The organism is Enterobacter sichuanensis (assembly GCF_009036245.1).
GTDB lineage: Bacteria > Pseudomonadota > Gammaproteobacteria > Enterobacterales > Enterobacteriaceae > Enterobacter > Enterobacter sichuanensis.
Genome location: NZ_CP027986.1, coordinates 3781674 through 3801588, shown reverse-complemented (window position 1 = coordinate 3801588; position 19915 = coordinate 3781674). Strand labels below are relative to the sequence as shown.

At 56.8% G+C, this 19915-nt stretch carries 13 protein-coding genes; 12 read left to right on the top strand and 1 reads right to left on the bottom strand.

What is annotated here, in order from left to right; genetic code table 11:
• The first annotated feature begins 37 nt into the window (after positions 1-37).
• The 12 genes from rppH (at position 38) to recD (ending at position 18368) form a co-directional block, all read left to right on the top strand.
• Entirely contained in the window at positions 38-568 is a 531-nt protein-coding gene (rppH, locus tag C1N69_RS18345) for an RNA pyrophosphohydrolase (RefSeq protein WP_013098553.1), read from the top strand.
• A gap of 12 nt (positions 569-580) precedes the next feature.
• On the top strand, positions 581-2827 hold the full coding sequence (ptsP, locus tag C1N69_RS18340) for a phosphoenolpyruvate--protein phosphotransferase (RefSeq protein ID WP_045285824.1): 2247 nt from the start codon (positions 581-583) through the stop codon (positions 2825-2827).
• A gap of 193 nt (positions 2828-3020) precedes the next feature.
• Positions 3021-3896, top strand: a complete 876-nt coding sequence (lgt, locus tag C1N69_RS18335; protein ID WP_025760096.1) for a prolipoprotein diacylglyceryl transferase — start codon at positions 3021-3023, stop codon at positions 3894-3896.
• 6 nt (positions 3897-3902) lie between these two features.
• A complete protein-coding gene (thyA, locus tag C1N69_RS18330; protein WP_025760095.1) occupies positions 3903-4697 on the top strand; it encodes a thymidylate synthase in 795 nt (264 codons plus the stop codon).
• Positions 4698-4881: 184 nt separating this feature from the next.
• Entirely contained in the window at positions 4882-5346 is a 465-nt protein-coding gene (locus C1N69_RS18325; RefSeq protein ID WP_155031944.1) for a prepilin peptidase-dependent protein, read from the top strand.
• A complete protein-coding gene (locus tag C1N69_RS18320; protein ID WP_155031667.1) occupies positions 5337-5897 on the top strand; it encodes a prepilin peptidase-dependent protein in 561 nt (186 codons plus the stop codon). The genes C1N69_RS18325 and C1N69_RS18320 overlap by 10 nt, the downstream gene beginning before the upstream one ends.
• The gene (locus C1N69_RS18315; protein ID WP_095441243.1) at positions 5894-6295 is read left to right on the top strand and encodes a DUF2509 family protein; all 402 of its coding nucleotides are present in this window, start codon (positions 5894-5896) and stop codon (positions 6293-6295) included. The genes C1N69_RS18320 and C1N69_RS18315 overlap by 4 nt, the downstream gene beginning before the upstream one ends.
• Positions 6280-6603, top strand: a complete 324-nt coding sequence (locus tag C1N69_RS18310; RefSeq protein WP_095441244.1) for a prepilin-type N-terminal cleavage/methylation domain-containing protein — start codon at positions 6280-6282, stop codon at positions 6601-6603. The genes C1N69_RS18315 and C1N69_RS18310 overlap by 16 nt, the downstream gene beginning before the upstream one ends.
• Positions 6604-6615: 12 nt before the next feature.
• Positions 6616-9990, top strand: a complete 3375-nt coding sequence (gene recC / locus C1N69_RS18305) for an exodeoxyribonuclease V subunit gamma (protein WP_155031666.1) — start codon at positions 6616-6618, stop codon at positions 9988-9990.
• Between the two features lie 139 nt (positions 9991-10129).
• The gene (gene ptrA, locus C1N69_RS18300) at positions 10130-13012 is read left to right on the top strand and encodes a pitrilysin (protein WP_155031665.1); all 2883 of its coding nucleotides are present in this window, start codon (positions 10130-10132) and stop codon (positions 13010-13012) included.
• Entirely contained in the window at positions 13009-16551 is a 3543-nt protein-coding gene (gene recB, locus C1N69_RS18295; RefSeq protein WP_155031664.1) for an exodeoxyribonuclease V subunit beta, read from the top strand. The genes ptrA and recB overlap by 4 nt, the downstream gene beginning before the upstream one ends.
• Complete coding sequence (gene recD, locus C1N69_RS18290) at positions 16548-18368, top strand: exodeoxyribonuclease V subunit alpha (RefSeq protein ID WP_155031663.1); 1821 nt, start codon at positions 16548-16550, stop codon at positions 18366-18368. Before recB ends, recD begins: the two co-directional genes overlap by 4 nt.
• Before the next feature lie 34 nt (positions 18369-18402).
• Here recD and argA read toward each other — a convergent pair whose 3' ends face one another.
• Entirely contained in the window at positions 18403-19734 is a 1332-nt protein-coding gene (gene argA, locus C1N69_RS18285) for an amino-acid N-acetyltransferase (RefSeq protein WP_014885072.1), read from the bottom strand.
• Between the last annotated feature and the right edge of the window lie 181 nt (positions 19735-19915).

Genomic DNA, 19915 nt, shown 5'->3' with positions numbered 1-19915 from the left:
AATCATTCATATATAAGGTTTAGTTTGGGGTAGTCCGGTGATTGATGACGATGGCTACCGCCCGAACGTAGGAATAGTAATTTGTAATCGTCAGGGCCAGGTAATGTGGGCCCGGCGGTATGGTCAGCACTCCTGGCAGTTCCCGCAAGGCGGGATCAATCCGGGAGAGTCCCCAGAACAAGCGATGTACCGGGAGCTTTTTGAAGAGGTCGGTTTAAGCCGGAAAGATGTTCGTATTCTGGCTTCGACCCGCAACTGGTTGCGTTACAAGTTACCGAAACGTTTGGTGCGTTGGGACACAAAGCCGGTTTGTATCGGCCAGAAACAGAAATGGTTTCTGTTGCAGTTGGTGGGTAACGATTCAGACATCAATATGCAGACCAGCAGTACGCCGGAGTTTGATGGCTGGCGCTGGGTGAGCTATTGGTATCCTGTTCGTCAGGTCGTGTCATTTAAACGCGATGTTTACCGTAGGGTGATGAAAGAGTTTGCAAGTGTGGTGATGCAGCTTCAGGAGATCCCGCCTAAGCCGCAGAGCGCACCTGCCTGGCGACGTAAAAGAGGTTAAGCTACGCAAATCATGCTCACCCGCTTGCGAGAAATAGTCGAGAAGGTGGCCAGTGCGCCGCGTCTGAACGAGGCGCTGAATATTCTGGTCACTGACATCTGTCTTGCGATGGAGACCGAGGTCTGTTCGGTGTATCTGGCCGACCACGATCGACGCTGCTATTACCTGATGGCAACCCGTGGTTTGAAAAAACCACGTGGGCGCACCGTAACCCTCGCATTTGATGAAGGTATTGTGGGTCTGGTTGGGCGGCTGGCTGAACCCATCAACCTTGCTGATGCGCAAAAACACCCCAGCTTTAAATACATTCCTTCCGTAAAAGAAGAGCGTTTCCGCGCTTTCCTTGGCGTGCCGATTATCCAGCGTCGTCAGCTGCTCGGCGTGCTGGTTGTCCAGCAGCGCGAGCTACGTCAGTACGATGAAAGCGAAGAGTCTTTCCTCGTGACGCTGGCTACGCAGATGGCGGCCATCCTCTCTCAGTCTCAGCTTGCCGCGCTCTTTGGTCAGTACCGCCATACGCGCATTCGTGCCCTTCCGGCCTCGCCAGGGGTGGCGATTGCTGAAGGCTGGATGGACGCCACGCTGCCGTTGATGGAGCAGGTTTACGAAGCCTCAACGCTTGATGAAGCGCTTGAGCGCGAGCGCCTTACCGCCGCGCTGGAAGAGGCGGCGAATGAATTTCGTCGCTACAGCAAACGTTTTGCCGCAGGCGCGCAGAAAGAGACGGCGGCCATTTTTGACCTCTATTCGCACCTTCTCTCCGATGCGCGTCTGCGCCGTGAGCTTTTTGCGGAGGTGGATAAAGGCTCGGTCGCGGAGTGGGCAGTTAAGAAGGTTATCGAAAAATTTGCCGAGCAATTTGCGGCGCTGACCGACGGTTACCTGAAAGAGCGGGCCGGGGATTTACGGGCCCTCGGACAACGGCTGCTGTTCCACCTTGATGACACTATTCAGGGGCCGAATGCCTGGCCAAAACGGTTTATTCTGGTCGCCGATGAACTCTCGGCAACGACGCTGGCTGAACTGCCCCAGGACAGGCTGGCCGGTGTCGTGGTGCGCGATGGGGCGGCTAACTCCCATGCCGCTATTATGGTGCGCGCGCTGGGTATTCCGACCGTTATGGGGGCGGATATCCAGCCGTCGGTTCTGCACCGACGGACGCTGGTGGTGGACGGCTATCGCGGAGAGCTGCTGGTCGATCCTGAGCCGGTTCTGCTCCAGGAATACCAGCGTCTTATCAGCGAAGAGAATGAATTAAGCAAGCTGGCAGAAGATGACGTTAACCTGCCCGCACAGCTTAAAAGCGGTGAGCGGATCAAAGTGATGCTCAATGCCGGTTTAAGCCCTGAGCACGAAGAAAAACTTGGCAGCCGCATCGACGGTATTGGCCTGTACCGCACTGAGATCCCGTTCATGCTGCAGAGCGGTTTCCCCTCCGAAGAGGAGCAGGTGGCGCAGTATCAGGGCATGCTGCAGATGTTTAACGACAAACCGGTTACCCTGCGTACGCTGGATGTCGGGGCGGATAAACAGCTGCCTTATATGCCGATCAGTGAGGAAAACCCGTGCCTGGGCTGGCGTGGGATCCGCATTACGCTCGATCAGCCTGAGATCTTCCTGATCCAGGTGCGCGCGATGCTGCGCGCCAATGCGGCGACGGGTAACCTCAGCATTCTGTTGCCGATGGTCACCAGCATTGATGAGATCGACGAAGCACGGCGGCTGATTGAGCGTGCAGGCCGTGAAGTAGAAGAGATGATTGGCTATGCGATCCCCAAACCACGGATTGGGGTGATGCTCGAAGTCCCATCTATGGTCTTTATGCTGCCGCAGCTGGCAAACCGGGTTGATTTTATTTCCGTCGGCACGAACGACCTGACGCAATATATTCTGGCTGTCGACCGTAACAATACCCGCGTCGCCAGTATCTACGATAGCCTGCATCCGGCGATCATTCGTGCGCTGGCGATGATCGCCCGGGAAGCGGAGCAGTACGGTATTGATTTACGCTTGTGTGGTGAAATGGCAGGGGATTCGATGTGCGTCGCGATCCTGATTGGTCTGGGATACCGCCATCTGTCGATGAACGGCCGGGCCGTCGCACGCGTGAAGTATCTGTTGCGCCATATCGATATCAACGATGCCCGCGAGCTGGCTGAACGCAGTCTTGAAGCGCAACTGGCAACCGAGGTTCGCCACCAGGTCGCCGCGTTTATGGAACGACGCGGCATGGGCGGTCTGATCCGCGGCGGCCGCTAATCGCCTTTCGCCCTCTCTCTGTGGGAGAGGGCACCTGCGCGCATAAAATCCTATACACATCTTTTACATCTCTGGCGCATCCTCCGCGCCCGCCTTATGCTATGATTCGCAACTTTGGAGCCTCTGCTTACGGCAGAATCGCATTTCTACCGCTGTCCACTTTCAGCGGAATAACAACATCTTGTGGTGACAGATGAACAGTGGTTATCTGCATTTTCCGGAATTTGATCCGGTCATTTTCTCAATAGGACCTGTTTCGCTTCACTGGTACGGTCTGATGTACCTGGTGGGCTTCATTTTTGCCATGTGGCTCGCTGGCCGTCGCGCCAGCCGTCCTGGCAGCGGCTGGACCAAAAACGAAGTTGAAAACCTGCTGTATGCGGGCTTCCTCGGCGTGTTCCTCGGCGGCCGTATTGGGTATGTGCTGTTCTATAACTTCCCGGTATTCCTGAACGATCCGCTCTATCTGTTCCGCGTCTGGGACGGCGGCATGTCCTTCCATGGCGGTCTGATTGGGGTGATCCTGGTGATGGTGATTTTTGCCAAACGCACCAAACGCAACTTCTTCCAGGTTTCCGATTTTATCGCACCGCTGATCCCGTTTGGGCTGGGCGCTGGCCGTCTGGGTAACTTCATCAACGGTGAGCTGTGGGGACGTGTCGATCCGAGCGTGTCCTTTACCATGCTGTTCCCGGGCTCGCGTGCGGAAGATATCGCCCTGCTGCCATCACACCCGGAGTGGCAGTCCATTTTCGATACCTACGGCGTTCTGCCGCGCCATATGTCTCAGCTGTACGAGCTGGCGCTGGAAGGCGTGGTGCTGTTTATCATCCTGAACCTGTTTATCCGCAAGCCACGTCCAATGGGGGCCGTGTCCGGTCTGTTCCTGATTGGCTATGGCGCGTTCCGTATCATCGTCGAGTTCTTCCGTCAGCCGGATGCGCAGTTTACCGGCGAGTGGGTACAGTACATCAGCATGGGGCAAATTCTCTCCATTCCGATGATTGTCGCGGGTGCCATTATGATGATTTGGGCGTATCGTCGTCGTCCACAGCAACAACTTTCCTGAGGAACCATGAAACAGTATCTTGAATTGATGAAAAAAGTGCTCGACGAGGGCACGCCGAAAAACGACCGCACCGGTACCGGTACGCTCTCCATTTTTGGCCACCAGATGCGCTTCAATCTGCAGGAAGGCTTCCCTCTGGTGACGACGAAGCGCTGCCACCTGCGCTCGATCATTCATGAACTGCTCTGGTTCCTGCAAGGCGATACCAACGTTGCGTATCTGCACGAAAATAACGTCACTATCTGGGACGAATGGGCAGATGAAAACGGCAACCTGGGCCCGGTTTACGGCAAGCAGTGGCGCGCATGGCCAACGCCTGATGGCCGCCATATTGACCAGATCACCACCGTGATGAACCAGCTGAAAAACGATCCGGACTCGCGCCGCATCATCGTTTCCGCCTGGAACGTGGGCGAGCTGGATAAAATGGCGCTGGCACCGTGCCACGCGTTCTTCCAGTTCTATGTCGCAGACGGCAAGCTTTCCTGCCAGCTCTACCAGCGCTCCTGTGATGTGTTCCTCGGCCTGCCGTTTAACATCGCCAGCTATGCGCTACTCGTTCACATGATGGCCCAGCAGTGCGACCTGGAAGTGGGTGATTTTGTCTGGACCGGTGGGGACACCCATCTCTACAGCAACCATATGGAACAAACGCATCTTCAGCTGACGCGCGAACCGCGTGCGCTGCCGAAGCTGATTATCAAACGCAAACCGGCGTCAATCTTCGATTATCGCTTTGACGATTTTGAGATTGAAGGTTACGACCCGCACCCAGGCATCAAAGCGCCCGTCGCTATCTGATGGGATAAAGCGTGACACAACCGGTGCTTTAGAGCGCCGGTTTTTTTTCGCCATTATCCCCTTTCCCGACGTGCTATCCAGAAAGCGTGCAACACGCTGCAACTCTCCTGATTCTGCGGATAACGCCTCGTAAAACGATCATTCGTTGCTCGTCATGTCAACGGCGCTTCGCCACACTCCCGCTATGAACAAAGAGAACGGTTTTACGCTTATCGAAACGCTGGTCGCCATTTCGCTTGTGGTTGTTCTCAGCGCTTCAGGTCTGTACGGCTGGGACAGCTGGCAACGGCAGCAGCGTCTGTGGCAGACCGCCAGTCAGGTGCGAGATTACCTGCTGTTTCTGCGCAACCATGCCAACCGGCATAACCGCGACCACCAGATTACTCTTCATCGGGTGGGCGAAAAAAGCTGTCTGATGAGTTCTGTCATGCAGGCCTGCGAGAAAGGCAGCCCCTTTGTACTGATTCCGCTCTGGCCTGACGTGAAGGTGAGTGAGGTAACGCCCTCGCTAGGGTTCTATGGATTACGGAATACAGCGTGGGCAGGGCGGATACGCGTTCAAAGCCAGGCTGGAGAATGGCTGATCATTGTCTCAAATGGAGGGCGCATCAGGATGTGTAAGGTCTCAGAGGGAAGTCCATGTCGATGAGGCAGCGCGGTTTTTCACTGACTGAAGTGCTGATTGCCACGGCGGTAAGCAGCCTTTTACTGATAAGCGCATCGCGTTTCTTACCCGGCCTGCAGCGGGCGGTACTACTGCAATCCGGGCAACGAGAGCGGGAGGAAGAGGTCTGGCAGCACCTGTTTGCGATCGGCAAACAGCTTCAACGTGCGGGATACTGCGCAGGAAACTGTCAGGGACAAGGGCTGTTAATCGGCAGGCAAGGGAGCTGTGTCATTGTGCGATGGGACGCTAACAGTAACGGCAAATGGGATAGCACCGCATCAGAAAACGACAGCACCGGTTTTCGCCTGGAATCGGGGGCGCTGGAAACCCTGCGAGGGGCAACGTCGTGCGAAGGAAAGGGATGGGAAAAGCTCACGGACCCGGAAAGTCTGGCGATCACGCACTTTAAGGTGAGTAAAGCCGATCGCGCCGGTTTTGCGCCAGAGCTGAATATTGAACTGGCTGCTCTTCGTCAGGGTGAACAAGGGGAACCCTGGCAGGCGCTGTACATGGTCACGGGGTACAACCTGTGAGGCGACAACGCGGAATCTCTTCGCTGGCTCTGGTACTGCTGTTGCTGGTGCTCGGTACTCTGATCCTTACCGGCCTTAACCAGCAGCTCGTGACCTTTAGTGCGCTCGTCGCGGGTGAGAGCCGGTCGCTCCAGCAACAGGCGTCTGTGCAGTCCGCGCTTGAGTGGGGACGCGTTCAGCGTTGGTCATCAGCGACACAGGTTCAGTGCAAAAAGGTATTCTCCTCGCAGGTGTGTTTGCGTCCGCTGGGTGAGGCGCATGTGCTACTGATTGCTGGCGGCAATGACCTGCTGCTCTGGCGTTCAGGGGAAGTTATCGACGGTAAAGTTCACTTTTCGCCGCATGGCTGGAGTGATTTTTGTCCACTACAGGAGAGCGCGTTATGCCAGCTGCCGTGAGTAGAGAAAGAGGGTTTAGCATGGTGGAGGTTCTGCTGGCGATGATGTTGCTGGTGATGATCGTGACGGCACTGGCGGGTTATCATCGGGCGCTGGCGGCGCGGTTTGTCGTGTTTAACCAGTATCGCCAGCTTTGGCACCATGCCTGGAATCAGACACAGCTCTCACCAAAGAGTCTCCCCGCAGGCTGGCAGGCCAGTCGGGGGCAGACAACGCTCGCCGGATGTGTCAGCATCACGGTTACACTAATTTCTCCTCTGGGGCGGCGTGGTGAGTTAACGCGTCTGCATTGCCCGGTTAGCCAGTAGTCGGGAGCGTCTATGTTAAGGGTCTACCACTCAAATCGTCTGGATGTGCTGGAAGCACTGATGGAATTTATCGTTGAGCGCGAGCGGCTTGACGATCCTTTTGAGCCTGAAATGGTGCTGGTGCAGAGCACCGGTATGGCACAGTGGCTGCAAATGTCGCTTTCGCGTAAGTTTGGCATTGCCGCCAATATTGATTTCCCGCTGCCCGCGAGTTTTATCTGGGAGATGTTTGTCCGCGTATTGCCGGACATTCCGGAGCAAAGCGCCTTCAACAAGCAAGGCATGAGCTGGAAACTGATGGCGCTGCTGCCAGAAATGCTGCAGCACGATGAATTTGCCATGCTGCGCCACTACCTCAATGACGATACCGATAAACGCAAGCTGTTCCAGCTGGCGTCGCGCACCGCCGACCTTTATGACCAGTATCTGGTCTACCGTCCGGAGTGGCTGGCCCGCTGGGAAGCGGGTGAGCAGGTAGAGGGGTTGCCGGAGGCACAGGTCTGGCAGGCTCCCTTGTGGAAAGCGCTGGTGGAACATACGGAGAAACTTGGGCAGCCTAAGTGGCACCGTGCCAACCTCTATCAGCGGTTTATCTCTGTTCTGCAAAACAGCAATGAACGACCGCCGCGACTGCCTTCCCGTGTGTTTATCTGCGGTATTTCGGCGTTGCCACCGGTTTACCTGCAAGCGCTGAATGCGCTGGGTAAACATATCGACATTCATATTCTCTTTACTAACCCCTGTCGCCAGTACTGGGGCGATATTCAGGATGGTCGCTGGCTTTCTCGACTGGTGAGCCGCCAGAGGCGACGCCTTTTTGAAGAGCGTACCGTCCCCCTGTTTAAGGACAGTGCTTCCGCCGCGCAGCTTTTCGATGAACACGGTATTCAGAACCTGCCCAATCCGCTCCTTGCCTCCTGGGGGAAGCTGGGGCGTGATTACATCCATATGCTCTCCGACATCACGTCATCAGGCGAAGGCGATGTGGATGCCTTCGTTGAAATCTCTCCGGACAGCCTGCTGCATCATATTCAGTCAGATATTCTGGATCTGGAAAACCGCGCCGTTATGGGCGTGACGGCGGACGAGTTTGAACGCAGCGACAGGAAACGAAAGCTGGAGCCTGACGATCGCAGCATTACGATCCACGTTTGTCATAGCCCACAGCGTGAAGTCGAAGTGCTTCACGACCAACTGCTGGCGATGCTGCAGGAGGATACTGAGCTGACGCCGCGCGATATCGTGGTGATGGTGGCGGATATCGACAGCTACAGTCCCTTCATTCAGGCCGTGTTTGGCAGTGCGACAGGCGAGCGGTACCTGCCTTACGCCATCTCGGACCGTCGCGCCCGTCAATCTCATCCGGCGTTACAGGCATTTATCACGTTGCTGTCGCTGCCGGATAGTCGGTTTATCTCCGAAGATGTCCTTGCCTTACTGGATGTGCCCGTGCTGGCTGCACGCTTCAACATCAATGAAGAGGGGTTACGTTACCTTCGCCAGTGGGTTAACGAGTCTGGCGTGCGCTGGGGGATTGACGATGATAACGTCCAGGAGTTTGAACTTCCCCCAACCGGGCAGCACACGTGGCGATTTGGCCTGACGCGTATGCTGTTGGGCTACGCCATGGAAAGCAGCCAGGGCGAGTGGAACGAGGTTCTGCCTTACGATGAGTCCAGCGGCTTGATTGCGGAACTGGTGGGACATTTGGCGTCACTACTGATGCAGCTTAACCGCTGGCGACACGCACTGATGCAGCCGCGCCCGCTTGAAGAGTGGCTCCCGGTTTGCCGGGCACTGCTCAATGATTTCTTCCTGCCAGACAGCGATACCGAAGCGGCGATGGCCCTCATTGAAACGCAGTGGCAGGCTATCATCGACGAGGGGGTAAATTCCCACTATCACGAGGCGATTCCGTTGTCGCTGCTGCGGGATGAGTTGACGCAGCGGCTTGATCAGGAGCGAATTAGTCAGCGTTTCCTGGCGGGTCCGATCAATATCTGTACCCTGATGCCAATGCGTTCTATCCCGTTTAAAGTGGTTTGCCTGCTTGGCATGAATGACGGCGTCTATCCGCGCGCGCTGGCGCCGCTGGGGTTCGATTTGATGAGCGCAGACCCAAAACGCGGCGACCGTAGCCGCCGAGATGATGACCGCTATCTCTTCCTGGAAGCACTCATTTCCGCCCAGAGTAAGCTCTATATCAGCTATATCGGCCGTTCCATTCAGGACAACAGCGAGCGTTTCCCTTCGGTTCTGGTGCAGGAGCTGGTGGATTATATCGGCCAGAGCCACTACCTGCCGGGGGATGAAGAGCGCAACTGTGATGAGAGCGAGCAGCGGGTGAAAGCGCATATCACCTGTCACCACAGCCGCATGCCGTTTGATCCGGTGAATTACGTTGCCAGCGAGCGCCAGAGCTATGCCCAGGAGTGGCTGCCGGCGGCCAAAAAAGAGGGGAGCGCGCATACCGATTTCATTCAGGAACTTGACCCGCTACCGATTGATACCCTGACCGTCGAACAGCTTCAGCGGTTTTGGGCGCATCCGGTGCGCGCTTTCTTCCAGCAACGATTACAGGTCAACTTCCGCTCTGAAGAGAGCGAAATTCCTGATGCAGAACCCTTTACCCTGGAAGGGCTGGAGCGCTATCAGTTAAACCTGCAACTGCTGAATGCGCTGGTTGAAGAGGAAGATGCGGACAAACTTTACCGCCGCTACCGTGCGGCAGGGCAACTGCCTTATGGTGCGTTCGGGGAGATCGTCTGGGAGGCGCAGTGTCAGGAGATGACTGCTCTGGCAGAGCGCGTCAGAGCGTGCCGACAGCCCGGGAAGAGTATCGAAATCGATCTCAACTGTAATGGTGTGCAGCTTACGGGCTGGTTAACCCAGGTTCAGCCAGATGGTCTGCTGCGCTGGCGGCCCTCAATGTTGAGTGTTTCGCAAGGATTGCAACTCTGGCTGGAACATCTTGTCTACAGTGCGGATGGCCATAAAGGCGAAAGCCGCATTTTTGTGCGCAAAGAGGGCGAATGGCGTTTCCCGCCGATGGAGGCGGAGCAGGCCTTACAATACCTGTCTTTGTACATTGAGGGCTACCGTCAGGGAATGAACAAACCGCTCCTGCTCCTGCCGGAAAGTGGCGGGGCCTGGATAAAAGCCTGTTATGACGCGCAGAATGATGCGATGTTAACGGATGAGGCGTCACTGCAGAAGGCGCGCAGTAAGTTTATGCAGGCCTACGAAGGAAACATGATGGTGCAGGGCGAAGGGGAAGATGTCTGGTATCAGCGCTTATGGCGCGCGCTTGAACCCGAGTACTTTGAGGCGATCAAGGAAGAAGCGCAACGCTATTTGTTACCGTTGTTCAGATTTAATCAGTCCTGAGGTCTGTATAAAAATTGCACAGCCAGGGGTGTTCATTTATGATGCACTTCTTATCACGGACTGATGTACCCAAAGAAAGAGATGTTGGCGTGTCCAGCACGCAGTTTGTTAATGATGTAGCCGTGATAAAGAGGTCGTAATGCCTGGCAGCACCTTGTTTAAAGCGTTGGTTTTGTTTGTCGCCCTTTGGGCACCTGTCACTCAGGCAGACTCCGGTTGGCAACCCGTTCAGGAAACTATCCGTAAGAGTGAAAAAGATACCCGGCAGTATCAGGCCATCCGCCTTGATAACGGCATGACCGTGCTGCTGGTTTCCGACCCGCAGGCGGTAAAATCCCTCTCGGCGCTGGTGGTGCCGGTTGGGTCGCTGGAAGATCCTGAATCCCATCCCGGGCTTGCACACTATCTGGAACATATGACGCTGATGGGGTCAAAAAAATACCCGCAGCCAGATAGCCTGTCCGAATTTCTGAAAATGCATGGCGGCAGCCATAATGCCAGTACCGCCCCGTACCGCACGGCCTTCTATCTCGAAGTCGAGAACGATGCGCTGGAAGGCGCGGTCGATCGCCTTGCTGATGCCATCGCCGCCCCGTTGCTGGATAAAAAATACGCGGATCGTGAACGCAATGCGGTGAATGCCGAACTGACCCTGGCCCGCACGCGAGACGGTATGCGCATGGCCCAGGTGAGCGCCGAAACCATCAACCCTGCGCATCCGGGGTCTCGTTTCTCCGGCGGTAACCTGGAGACCTTGAGCGACAAACCGAACAGCCCGGTTCTGGATGCGCTGCACGCGTTTCGCGATAAATATTACTCTGCCAATCTGATGAAAGCGGTTATTTACAGCAATAAACCGTTGCCAGAGCTGGCGGGCATGGCGGCCAAAACGTTTGGTCGGGTGCCGAATAAAAATATCGACCGGCCGCAAATAGATGTTCCGGTGGTCACGGATGCGCAAAAAGGCATCGTGATCCACTACGTGCCTGCGCTGCCGCGCAAAGTGTTACGCGTTGAATTTCGCATTGATAACAACACGGCACAGTTTCGCAGTAAAACCGACGAGCTGGTGACCTATCTCATCGGTAACCGTAGCCCGGATACGCTGTCTGACTGGCTGCAAAAACAAGGGCTGGCGGAAGGTATCCGCGCCGACTCCGATCCGGTGGTAAACGGGAACAGCGGCGTGCTGGCGATATCCGCCACCCTGACCGACAAAGGTCAGGCACACCGCGATGAAGTGGTGGCTGCAATCTTCAGCTACCTCTCTCTGCTGCGTGAAAAAGGCGTCGACAAGCGCTACTTTGATGAACTGGCGCACGTGCTGGATCTTGATTTCCGTTACCCATCGATAACCCGCGACATGGATTATGTGGAGTGGCTGGCCGATACCATGATCCGCGTGCCGGTGGAACACACCCTCGACGCGGTGAACATTGCCGACCAGTACAACCCTGAGGCGGTCAAAGCCCGTCTGGCGATGATGACCCCGGAGAATGCCCGCATCTGGTACATCAGCCCGGATGAGCCGCATAACAAAACGGCTTACTTTGTCGATGCCCCTTATCAGGTGGATAAAATCAGCGCCCAGACCTTTGCCGACTGGCAAAAGAAGGCGGGAGCGATCGCGTTAAAACTGCCGGAACTGAACCCCTATATCCCGGATGATTTCTCGTTGATCAAAACCGAGAAGGACTATCCGCATCCGGCACTTATCATTGATGAGCCGACGCTTCGCGTGGTGTATAGCCCAAGCCGCTATTTTGCAAGCGAGCCAAAGGCCGACGTCAGCGTGGTGCTGCGTAACCCGAAGGCGATGAACAGCGCCAAAAATCAGGTGATGTTCGCGCTCAATGACTATCTTGCCGGTATTGCACTTGACCAGCTGAGTAACCAGGCGGCCGTGGGCGGCATCAGCTTCTCCACCAACGCCAACAACGGTTTGATGCTCAATGCAAACGGCTATACCCAGCGCTTGCCGCAGCTGTTCCAGGCGCTGCTGGAGGGCTATTTCAGCTATACGCCGACGGAAGAACAGTTTGAGCAGGCCAAATCGTGGTATGCGCAGATGATGGATTCTGCGGAGAAGGGCAAAGCTTACGATCTGGCGCTTATGCCAGCGCAAATGTTATCGCAGGTTCCTTATTTCCAGCGGGAGGATCGCCGCGCGCTGTTGCCTTCGATCACCTTAAAAGACGTGCTGGCTTACCGTGACGCGCTGAAAACCAACACGCGCCCGGAGTTCCTGATTGTGGGCAACATGAGCGAGGATCAGGCCAAAACCCTGGCGCAAAATGTTCGCACTCAGCTCGGCTCTAAAGGCGATGAGTGGTGCCGCAACCAGGACGTGCTGGTTGAGAAAAAGCAGAATGTAATCTTTGAAAAGGCGGGTAACAGCACGGATTCCGCCCTGGCCGCGGTATTTGTGCCAACGGGCTACGATGAATTCGCCAGTTCGGCGCAGAGTGCCGTGCTGGGCCAAATTATTCAACCGTGGTTCTATAACCAGTTACGCACGGAAGAGCAGCTCGGCTACGCAGTGTTTGCTTTCTCCATGAACGTAGGCCGCCAGTGGGGGTTGGGTTTCCTGCTGCAGAGCAGCGATAAGCAACCGGCATATCTCTGGCAGCGTTACCAGGCTTTCTTCCCTCAGGTGGAAGCAAAACTGCGTGCCATGAAGCCGGAAGAGTTCGCCCAGATCCAGCAGGCCGTCATTGCACAGGTGATGCAGCCGCCGCAGACGTTGGGTGAAGAAGCCTCGCAGCTGAGCAAAGATTTTGATCGCGGTAATCTGAAATTTGATTCGCGTGATAAAGTAGTGGCCGAGATAAAACAGCTGACGCCGCAAAAGGTTGCCGACTTCTTCCATCAGGCGGTGATTAAACCGCAGGGAATGACCATCCTGTCTCAGGTTTCCGGTAGCCAGAACGGGAAAACGGAGTACGTGAACCCGCAAGGCTGGAAAGTCTGGAAGAGCGTCAGCGCGCTGCAGCAATCTATGCCCTGGAGTAAGAAAGAATGACCGACACCGCTGAGCCCCTTAATCCCTTACGTTTACCTCTTCAGGGTGAACGATTGATTGAAGCCTCAGCGGGAACGGGAAAAACCTTCACCATCGCCGCGCTCTATTTGCGTCTGCTGTTAGGGCTCGGCGGCAACGCCGCTTTTCCCCGCCCGCTGAGCGTGGAAGAGCTGCTGGTAGTGACCTTCACCGAAGCCGCCACAGCAGAGCTGCGTGGCCGTATTCGCGCCAATATCCACGAGCTGCGCATCGCCTGCCTGCGTCAGAGCACGGATAACCCCCTTTATGCCAGTCTTCTGGAAGAGATTGCCGACAGGCAACAGGCCGCAGAGTGGCTGCTACTTGCCGAACGACAGATGGATGAAGCCTCCGTCTTTACCATTCACGGTTTTTGCCAGCGGATGCTGAGCCTGAATGCGTTTGAATCCGGCATGCTGTTTGAACAACAGCTCATTGAAGATGAAACCGTACTTCGCTATCAGGCCTGCGCGGACTTCTGGCGTCGCCACTGCTACCCGCTACAGCGCGATATCGCCGAAGCGGTACATGCGTTGTGGAAGGGCCCTGAGGCGCTGCTGCGCGCGATCGATCGCTATCTTCAGGGGGAAGCGCCGGTTATCAAATCTCCGCCGCCGGCGGATGAAACCCTGGCGTCACGCCATGAAAAAATCATCGCGCGCATTGTCGACATTAAGCAAAAATGGATTGAGTCAGTCGGCGAGATTGACGCCATTATCGAAAACTCCGGGATCGACCGACGCAAATTCAACCGTGGCAACCAGGGGAAATGGATCGACAAGATCAACGCCTGGGCGCAGGAAGAGACGCGGGGCTACCAGCTCCCGGACGCGCTGGAGAAATTCTCCCGGCGTTTCCTCGTTGAGCGCACCAAACCCGACGGTATTGTGCCTGAACATCCCCTGTTTGTGGCGATTGAAACCCTGCTGGCTGAACCCTTGACGCTCAACGATCTGATGATCACCCGCGCCATGACGGAAATTCGCGAAGCCGTCGCCCGTGAGAAACGCCGCCGGGGGGAACTGGGATTTGACGATATGCTGAGCCGCCTCGATGCGGCCTTGTGCAGTGAGAATGGCGAAGCGCTTGCCGCCGCGATCCGCACCCGTTTCCCGGTGGCGATGATTGACGAATTTCAGGATACCGACCCTCAACAATACCGCATATTCCGCCGTATCTGGCGCCAGCAGCCCGGCACCGCGCTGTTGTTAATCGGCGATCCTAAACAGGCTATCTACGCCTTCCGCGGTGCGGACATTTTCACCTACATGAAGGCCCGCAGCGAAGTTGAGGCGCACTACACCCTGGATACCAACTGGCGTTCGTCTCCCGGGATGGTGGAAAGCGTGAATGCGCTGTTCAGCCGCATGGATACGGCGTTTATGTTCCGTGAGATCCCGTTCCAGCCGGTAAAATTTGCCGCGAAAAATGCCTCGTTGCGCTTTGAGTTCAACGGCGAGACGCAGCCTGCCATGCGCTTCTGGCTGCTGGACGGTGAAGGGTGTGGCGTCGCCGACTATCAAAACGCCATGGCACAGCATTGTGCCGCGCAGATCCGTGACTGGCTCAGTGCGGGGGCTCGCGGCGAGGCGGTGCTCTGGAAAGGCCAGGATGCACTCCCCGTAAAAGCATCGGATATCACGGTGCTGGTGCGTAGCCGTCAGGAGGCCGCGCTTATTCGGGATGCCCTGACCCTGCTGAGTATTCCGTCCGTCTACCTCTCAAACCGTGACAGCGTCTTTGAAACGCTGGAAGCGCAGGAGATGCTATGGCTGCTGCAGGCCGTGCTGGCCCCGGAGCGGGAAAGCACGCTGCGCAGCGCATTAGCCAGCGCGATGCTCGGGCTGAATGCCCGTGATATCGATGCGCTCAACAATGACGAGTCCGAATGGGATGCGGTGGTGGAAGAGTTTGTTCGCTACCGGGAGAAATGGCAAAAGCGCGGCGTGATGGCCATGGTGCGTGAGCTGATGGCACAGCGTCACATTGCGGAGAATATGCTGGCAACCGCGGGCGGCGAGCGCCGGTTGACCGATATTTTACATATCAGCGAACTCCTGCAGGAGGCGGGCACGCAGCTGGAGAGCGAACACGCTCTGGTGCGCTGGCTGGCACAGCAGATTGCCGACCCGAACAGCAATTCGTCCAGCCAGCAGATGCGTCTTGAGAGTGATAAACACCTGGTGCAGATCGTCACCATTCACAAATCGAAAGGGCTTGAGTATCCGCTGGTCTGGTTGCCGTTTATCGCCAATTACCGAGTGCAGGATCAGGCCTTTTACCACGATCGCGAGTCGTTCGAGGCGGTGCTCGATCTCAGCAACGCGGAGTCCAGCGTTGAGCTGGCAGAAGCCGAACGTCTGGCGGAAGATTTACGCCTGCTGTACGTGGCACTGACCCGTTCGGTCTGGCACTGCAGTCTGGGCGTTGCCCCTCTGTTCCGTCGTCGCGGTGAAAAGACCGGGGAGAGCGATTTTCACCTGAGCGCGCTGGGGCGCTTAATTCAGCACGGCGAACCCAAAGACGCTGCGGGGTTACGGCAGTGTCTCGAATCACTTTGCGGGGAGCATGTTGCCCTGCATATTCCGGCACAACCGGATAATGACCGCTGGCAAATGCCGGAGCCGCGTGAGTCAGATCTGCATGCCCGCCAGGTGCTACGCCCGATTGCTGACGACTGGCGCGTCACCAGCTACTCCGGTTTACAGCAGCACGGACAGAGTGTTGCGCTGGATCTGATGCCAAAACTGGACGTGGACGCGGCAGGAACCGGTAGTGTACTCGTTGAGCCGGTGCTTACGCCGCACCAGTTCCCGCGCGGCGCCTCTCCGGGCACGTTTTTGCACAGCCTGTTCGAAGAGCTCGATTTCACGCAGCCGGTTTCCGAAGAGTGGGTGCTGAAGATGTTACAGAGCGGCGGCTACGACGCACAATGGCAGCCGGTTTTGCGTGACTGGATCCACGCGGTTTTACACGCGCCGCTCACCACGCAGGGGGTCTCCCTCAGCCAGCTGACTGCCAGAGATAAGCAGGTCGAGATGGAGTTTTATCTCCCCATCGCTGGCCCGCTCAGGGCCGAGGCGCTTGATGGGCTGATCCGCGAGTACGATCCGCTATCCGCCGGGTGCCCGCCGCTGAACTTCCGCAAGGTGCAGGGGATGTTGAAAGGCTTTATCGACCTGGTTTTCCGCCATCAGGGGCGCTATTACCTGCTGGATTACAAATCGAACTGGCTGGGCGAAAACAGCGAAGCCTATACCCAACAGGCGATGGCGTCAGCCATGCAAATGCATCGCTACGATCTGCAGTACCAGCTTTATACCCTGGCGCTGCATCGTTATCTGCGCCATCGCATTGCCGATTATCGCTACGAAGACCATTTTGGCGGCGTGATTTACCTGTTCCTGCGCGGCGTGGATGCTAACGACCCGCGTTCCGGCGTCTTCAGCACGCGTCCGGCTGCGGAACTGATTGAAAAAATGGATAACCTGTTTGCTGCAGGCACGGAGGAGGTGGCATGACAATGCAGGCGCTACTGCTGGACGCGGTTGAACAACGATTACTGCGCCACCTTGATGTGCAGTTTGCCATGATGGTGGCGGGCGAAGAGCCAGCCGTGATGCTCGCTGCCGCCATTCTGAGCAAAGACGCGGGGGAAGGGCACGTCTGTCTGCCGCTGTCGCGTCTGGCGGTGGACGACAAAATGCCCCCGGCTTTACAGGCCTGTTTCGCTCTGCTGGGTGACACCGTGGACTGGGAAGCGATATTACTCAGTTCGCCTGCCGTGAGCGGAACCGATACCGGCACGCCGATGATCCTCACCGGCGAGCGTTTGTATCTTAACCGACTCTGGCGCAACGAGCTGACGGTGGCGCGCTTCTTTAGTGAGACGAACGCCCCGCTTCCCTGCGATGAAGCGCAGCTTCGGCAGGTGCTGGATACGCTGTTTACCTCTGAGAACGAAACAGACTGGCAGAAAGTGGCGGCCGCCGTGGCGTTAACGCGACGGATCTCGGTGATATCTGGTGGCCCGGGCACCGGGAAAACGACCACCGTGGCAAAGCTGCTTGCTGCGCTGATTCAGCTCTCGGGTGAGCAAAAGTGCCGTATTCGCCTGGCGGCCCCTACCGGTAAAGCGGCGGCGCGTCTGACGGAGTCGTTAGGCGGGGCGCTGCAAAAATTACCCCTTACCGGCGAGCAGCTCGCGCTTTTCCCCAACGAAGCCAGCACGCTACACCGGCTGCTTGGCGCGCAGCCGGGTAGCCAGCGGCTGCGTTATCATGCTGGTAACCCCCTGCATCTGGATGTGCTGGTGGTGGATGAAGCGTCGATGATTGACCTGACGATGATGTCGCGTTTGATTGATGCGCTACCGCCTCATGCACGCGTCATTTTTCTCGGCGATCGTGACCAGCTTGCCTCCGTGGAGGCCGGGGCTGTACTCGGCGATATCTGCACCTATGCCAGCCTGGGGTATACCGCGGAACGCGCGCAGGAGTTGGCGCGTCTGACGGGATGTTCGCTCGCCTCTGAAAACCATTCCCTTGCGGGGGCTCTGCGCGACAGCCTGTGTCTGCTGCAAAAGAGCTATCGTTTCGGCAGCGACTCCGGCATTGGCCAGCTTGCGGCGGCCGTGAACCGCGGGGACCGTCACACCACCTGTGCGGTCTTTGACGGCACCTTTACGGATATTGAGAAAAAATCGCTGCAAAACGGGGAGGAGTATCAGGCGATGCTTGATGATGCTCTGCTGGGGTATCAGCATTTCCTGACGGGCGTACAGCAGCAACGCACACCGGAGCAGGTGATTGCCGCGTTTGGTGAATATCAGTTGCTCTGTGCGCTGAGGGAAGGGCCCTTTGGCGTCAGCGGCCTGAACGACAGGCTGGAACAGCTGCTGGCTCAAAAGCGTAAAATACACCGTACCCCGCATTCGCGCTGGTATGAAGGAAGACCGGTGATGATCTCCCGCAACGACAGCGCGCTGGGGCTGTTTAACGGGGATATTGGAATTGCGCTCGATCGCGGCCAGGGGCTGCGCGTCTGGTTCCAGATGCCGGACGGTAGCGTGAAGTCTTTCCAGCCGAGCCGTTTGCCTGAGCATGAAACCGCATGGGCGATGACGGTGCATAAATCCCAGGGCTCTGAGTTTAACCATGCGGCGCTGATCCTGCCCACGCAGCTATCACCCGTCATTACCCGCGAGCTGATCTATACCGCCATTACACGCGCGCGTCAGCGCCTGTCGCTGTATACCGATGAACGCGTGCTGGTGCAGGCGATCGCCACCCGCACGGAACGTCGAAGCGGGCTGAGCGCGATATTTGAGTCTCTGTAAACAAAAGCCCTCGCCGGACGGTGAGGGCGTTGTCTCATCCCAGATCCGCCATCAGCACTTTTGAGCGCCGCTGATAGTTGTACATCTCTTTCTTCGTTTCCGGCAGCGAATCAATATCCACCGGCGTGAACCCACGCTCCTGGAACCAGTGAATGCTGCGCGTTGTCAGCACAAACAGCTTGCTCAGGCCCATCTGGCGCGCCTGTGCTGCCACGCGCTCAAGCAGCATTTCACCGCGTGAAGAACTGCGGTAGTCAGGATGCACCGCCACGCAGGCCATTTCGCCGATCTTCTCTTCCGGGAACGGATAGAGCGCAGCGCAGGCAATGGTCAGGTTATCACGCTGAATAATGGTGAATTTGTCGATCTCCATCTCCAGTTGCTCGCGCGAACGACGCACCAGAATCCCCTGCTGTTCGAGGGGGCGGATCAGCTCCAGAATGCCGCCGATGTCGTTAATGGTGGCGCGGCGGATCTGCTCCGCACTCTCCATCACAATCTGGGTGCCGATACCGTCGCGGGAGAACAGCTCCTGCAGCAGGGCACCGTCTTCCTGATAGCTGATCAGGTGGCTACGGCGCACGCCGCTGCGGCAGGCTTTCACGGCGCCACGCAGAAAACGCACGGTGCCGGAGTGGTAATCGCCTTCTGCTTCCAGCGCTTCCACGCGGGCCTGGGCTTCGTTCGGGAAGAGCTCTGGCACGATAACCCCTTCGTCGTTCACAACCCCCTGGGAGGAGCAAAACCCAATCATTTTCTCCGCCTTCAGCTTGATCGCCAGCTGCGTGGCAATCTCTTCTGAAGTGAGGTTAAAGCTTTCACCGGTCACGGAAACCGCCACCGGGCCCATCAGCACGATGGCACCGCTGTCCAGCTGGCGGTGAATGGCTTCTTCATCAATACGACGAATGCGTCCGCTGTGGCAGTAATCGACGCCATCGTCCACGCCGAGCGGCTGGGCAATGATAAAGTTGCCGCTCACGACGTTGATATGCGCGCCCTGCAGCGGTGTGTTGTTCAGACTCATCGACAGGCGAGCCGTAATATCCAGCTGCAGCAGGCCAGCGGCCTGTTTCACCAGTTCAAGGGTTTTCGCATCCGTTACGCGGGTGTGTTTGTGATAAATCGGCTCGTGGTGATGAGCGGCCAGGTTGGCATCGATCTGCGGACGTGCGCCATAGACCACCACCAGGCGGATCCCGAGGCTGTGCAGCAGGCCAATGTCATTGACGATGCTGGAAAAATTTTCATGCTCAATGGCTTCGCCGCCAAGCATGATGACAAACGTTTTTCCCCGATGGGCGTTGATATAGGGAACAGAATGGCGGAATCCCTGGACCAGTTCGGTTCTACGCTCCTTCACCATGGCACAACCCTTAATGAATGTTTATTCGTAATTTCTGTATTTTTATTCGATTATGACCGCGTGTGCAAGCGTAAATTTTCCGCGACCCATAGAAAATAATAAGTAATCCGTGCGTTAGCATAGGATTGTTTACCCTTTTATAGATGACAGTTTATGCGTCATTCGTTAAAGTTTTCGGTCA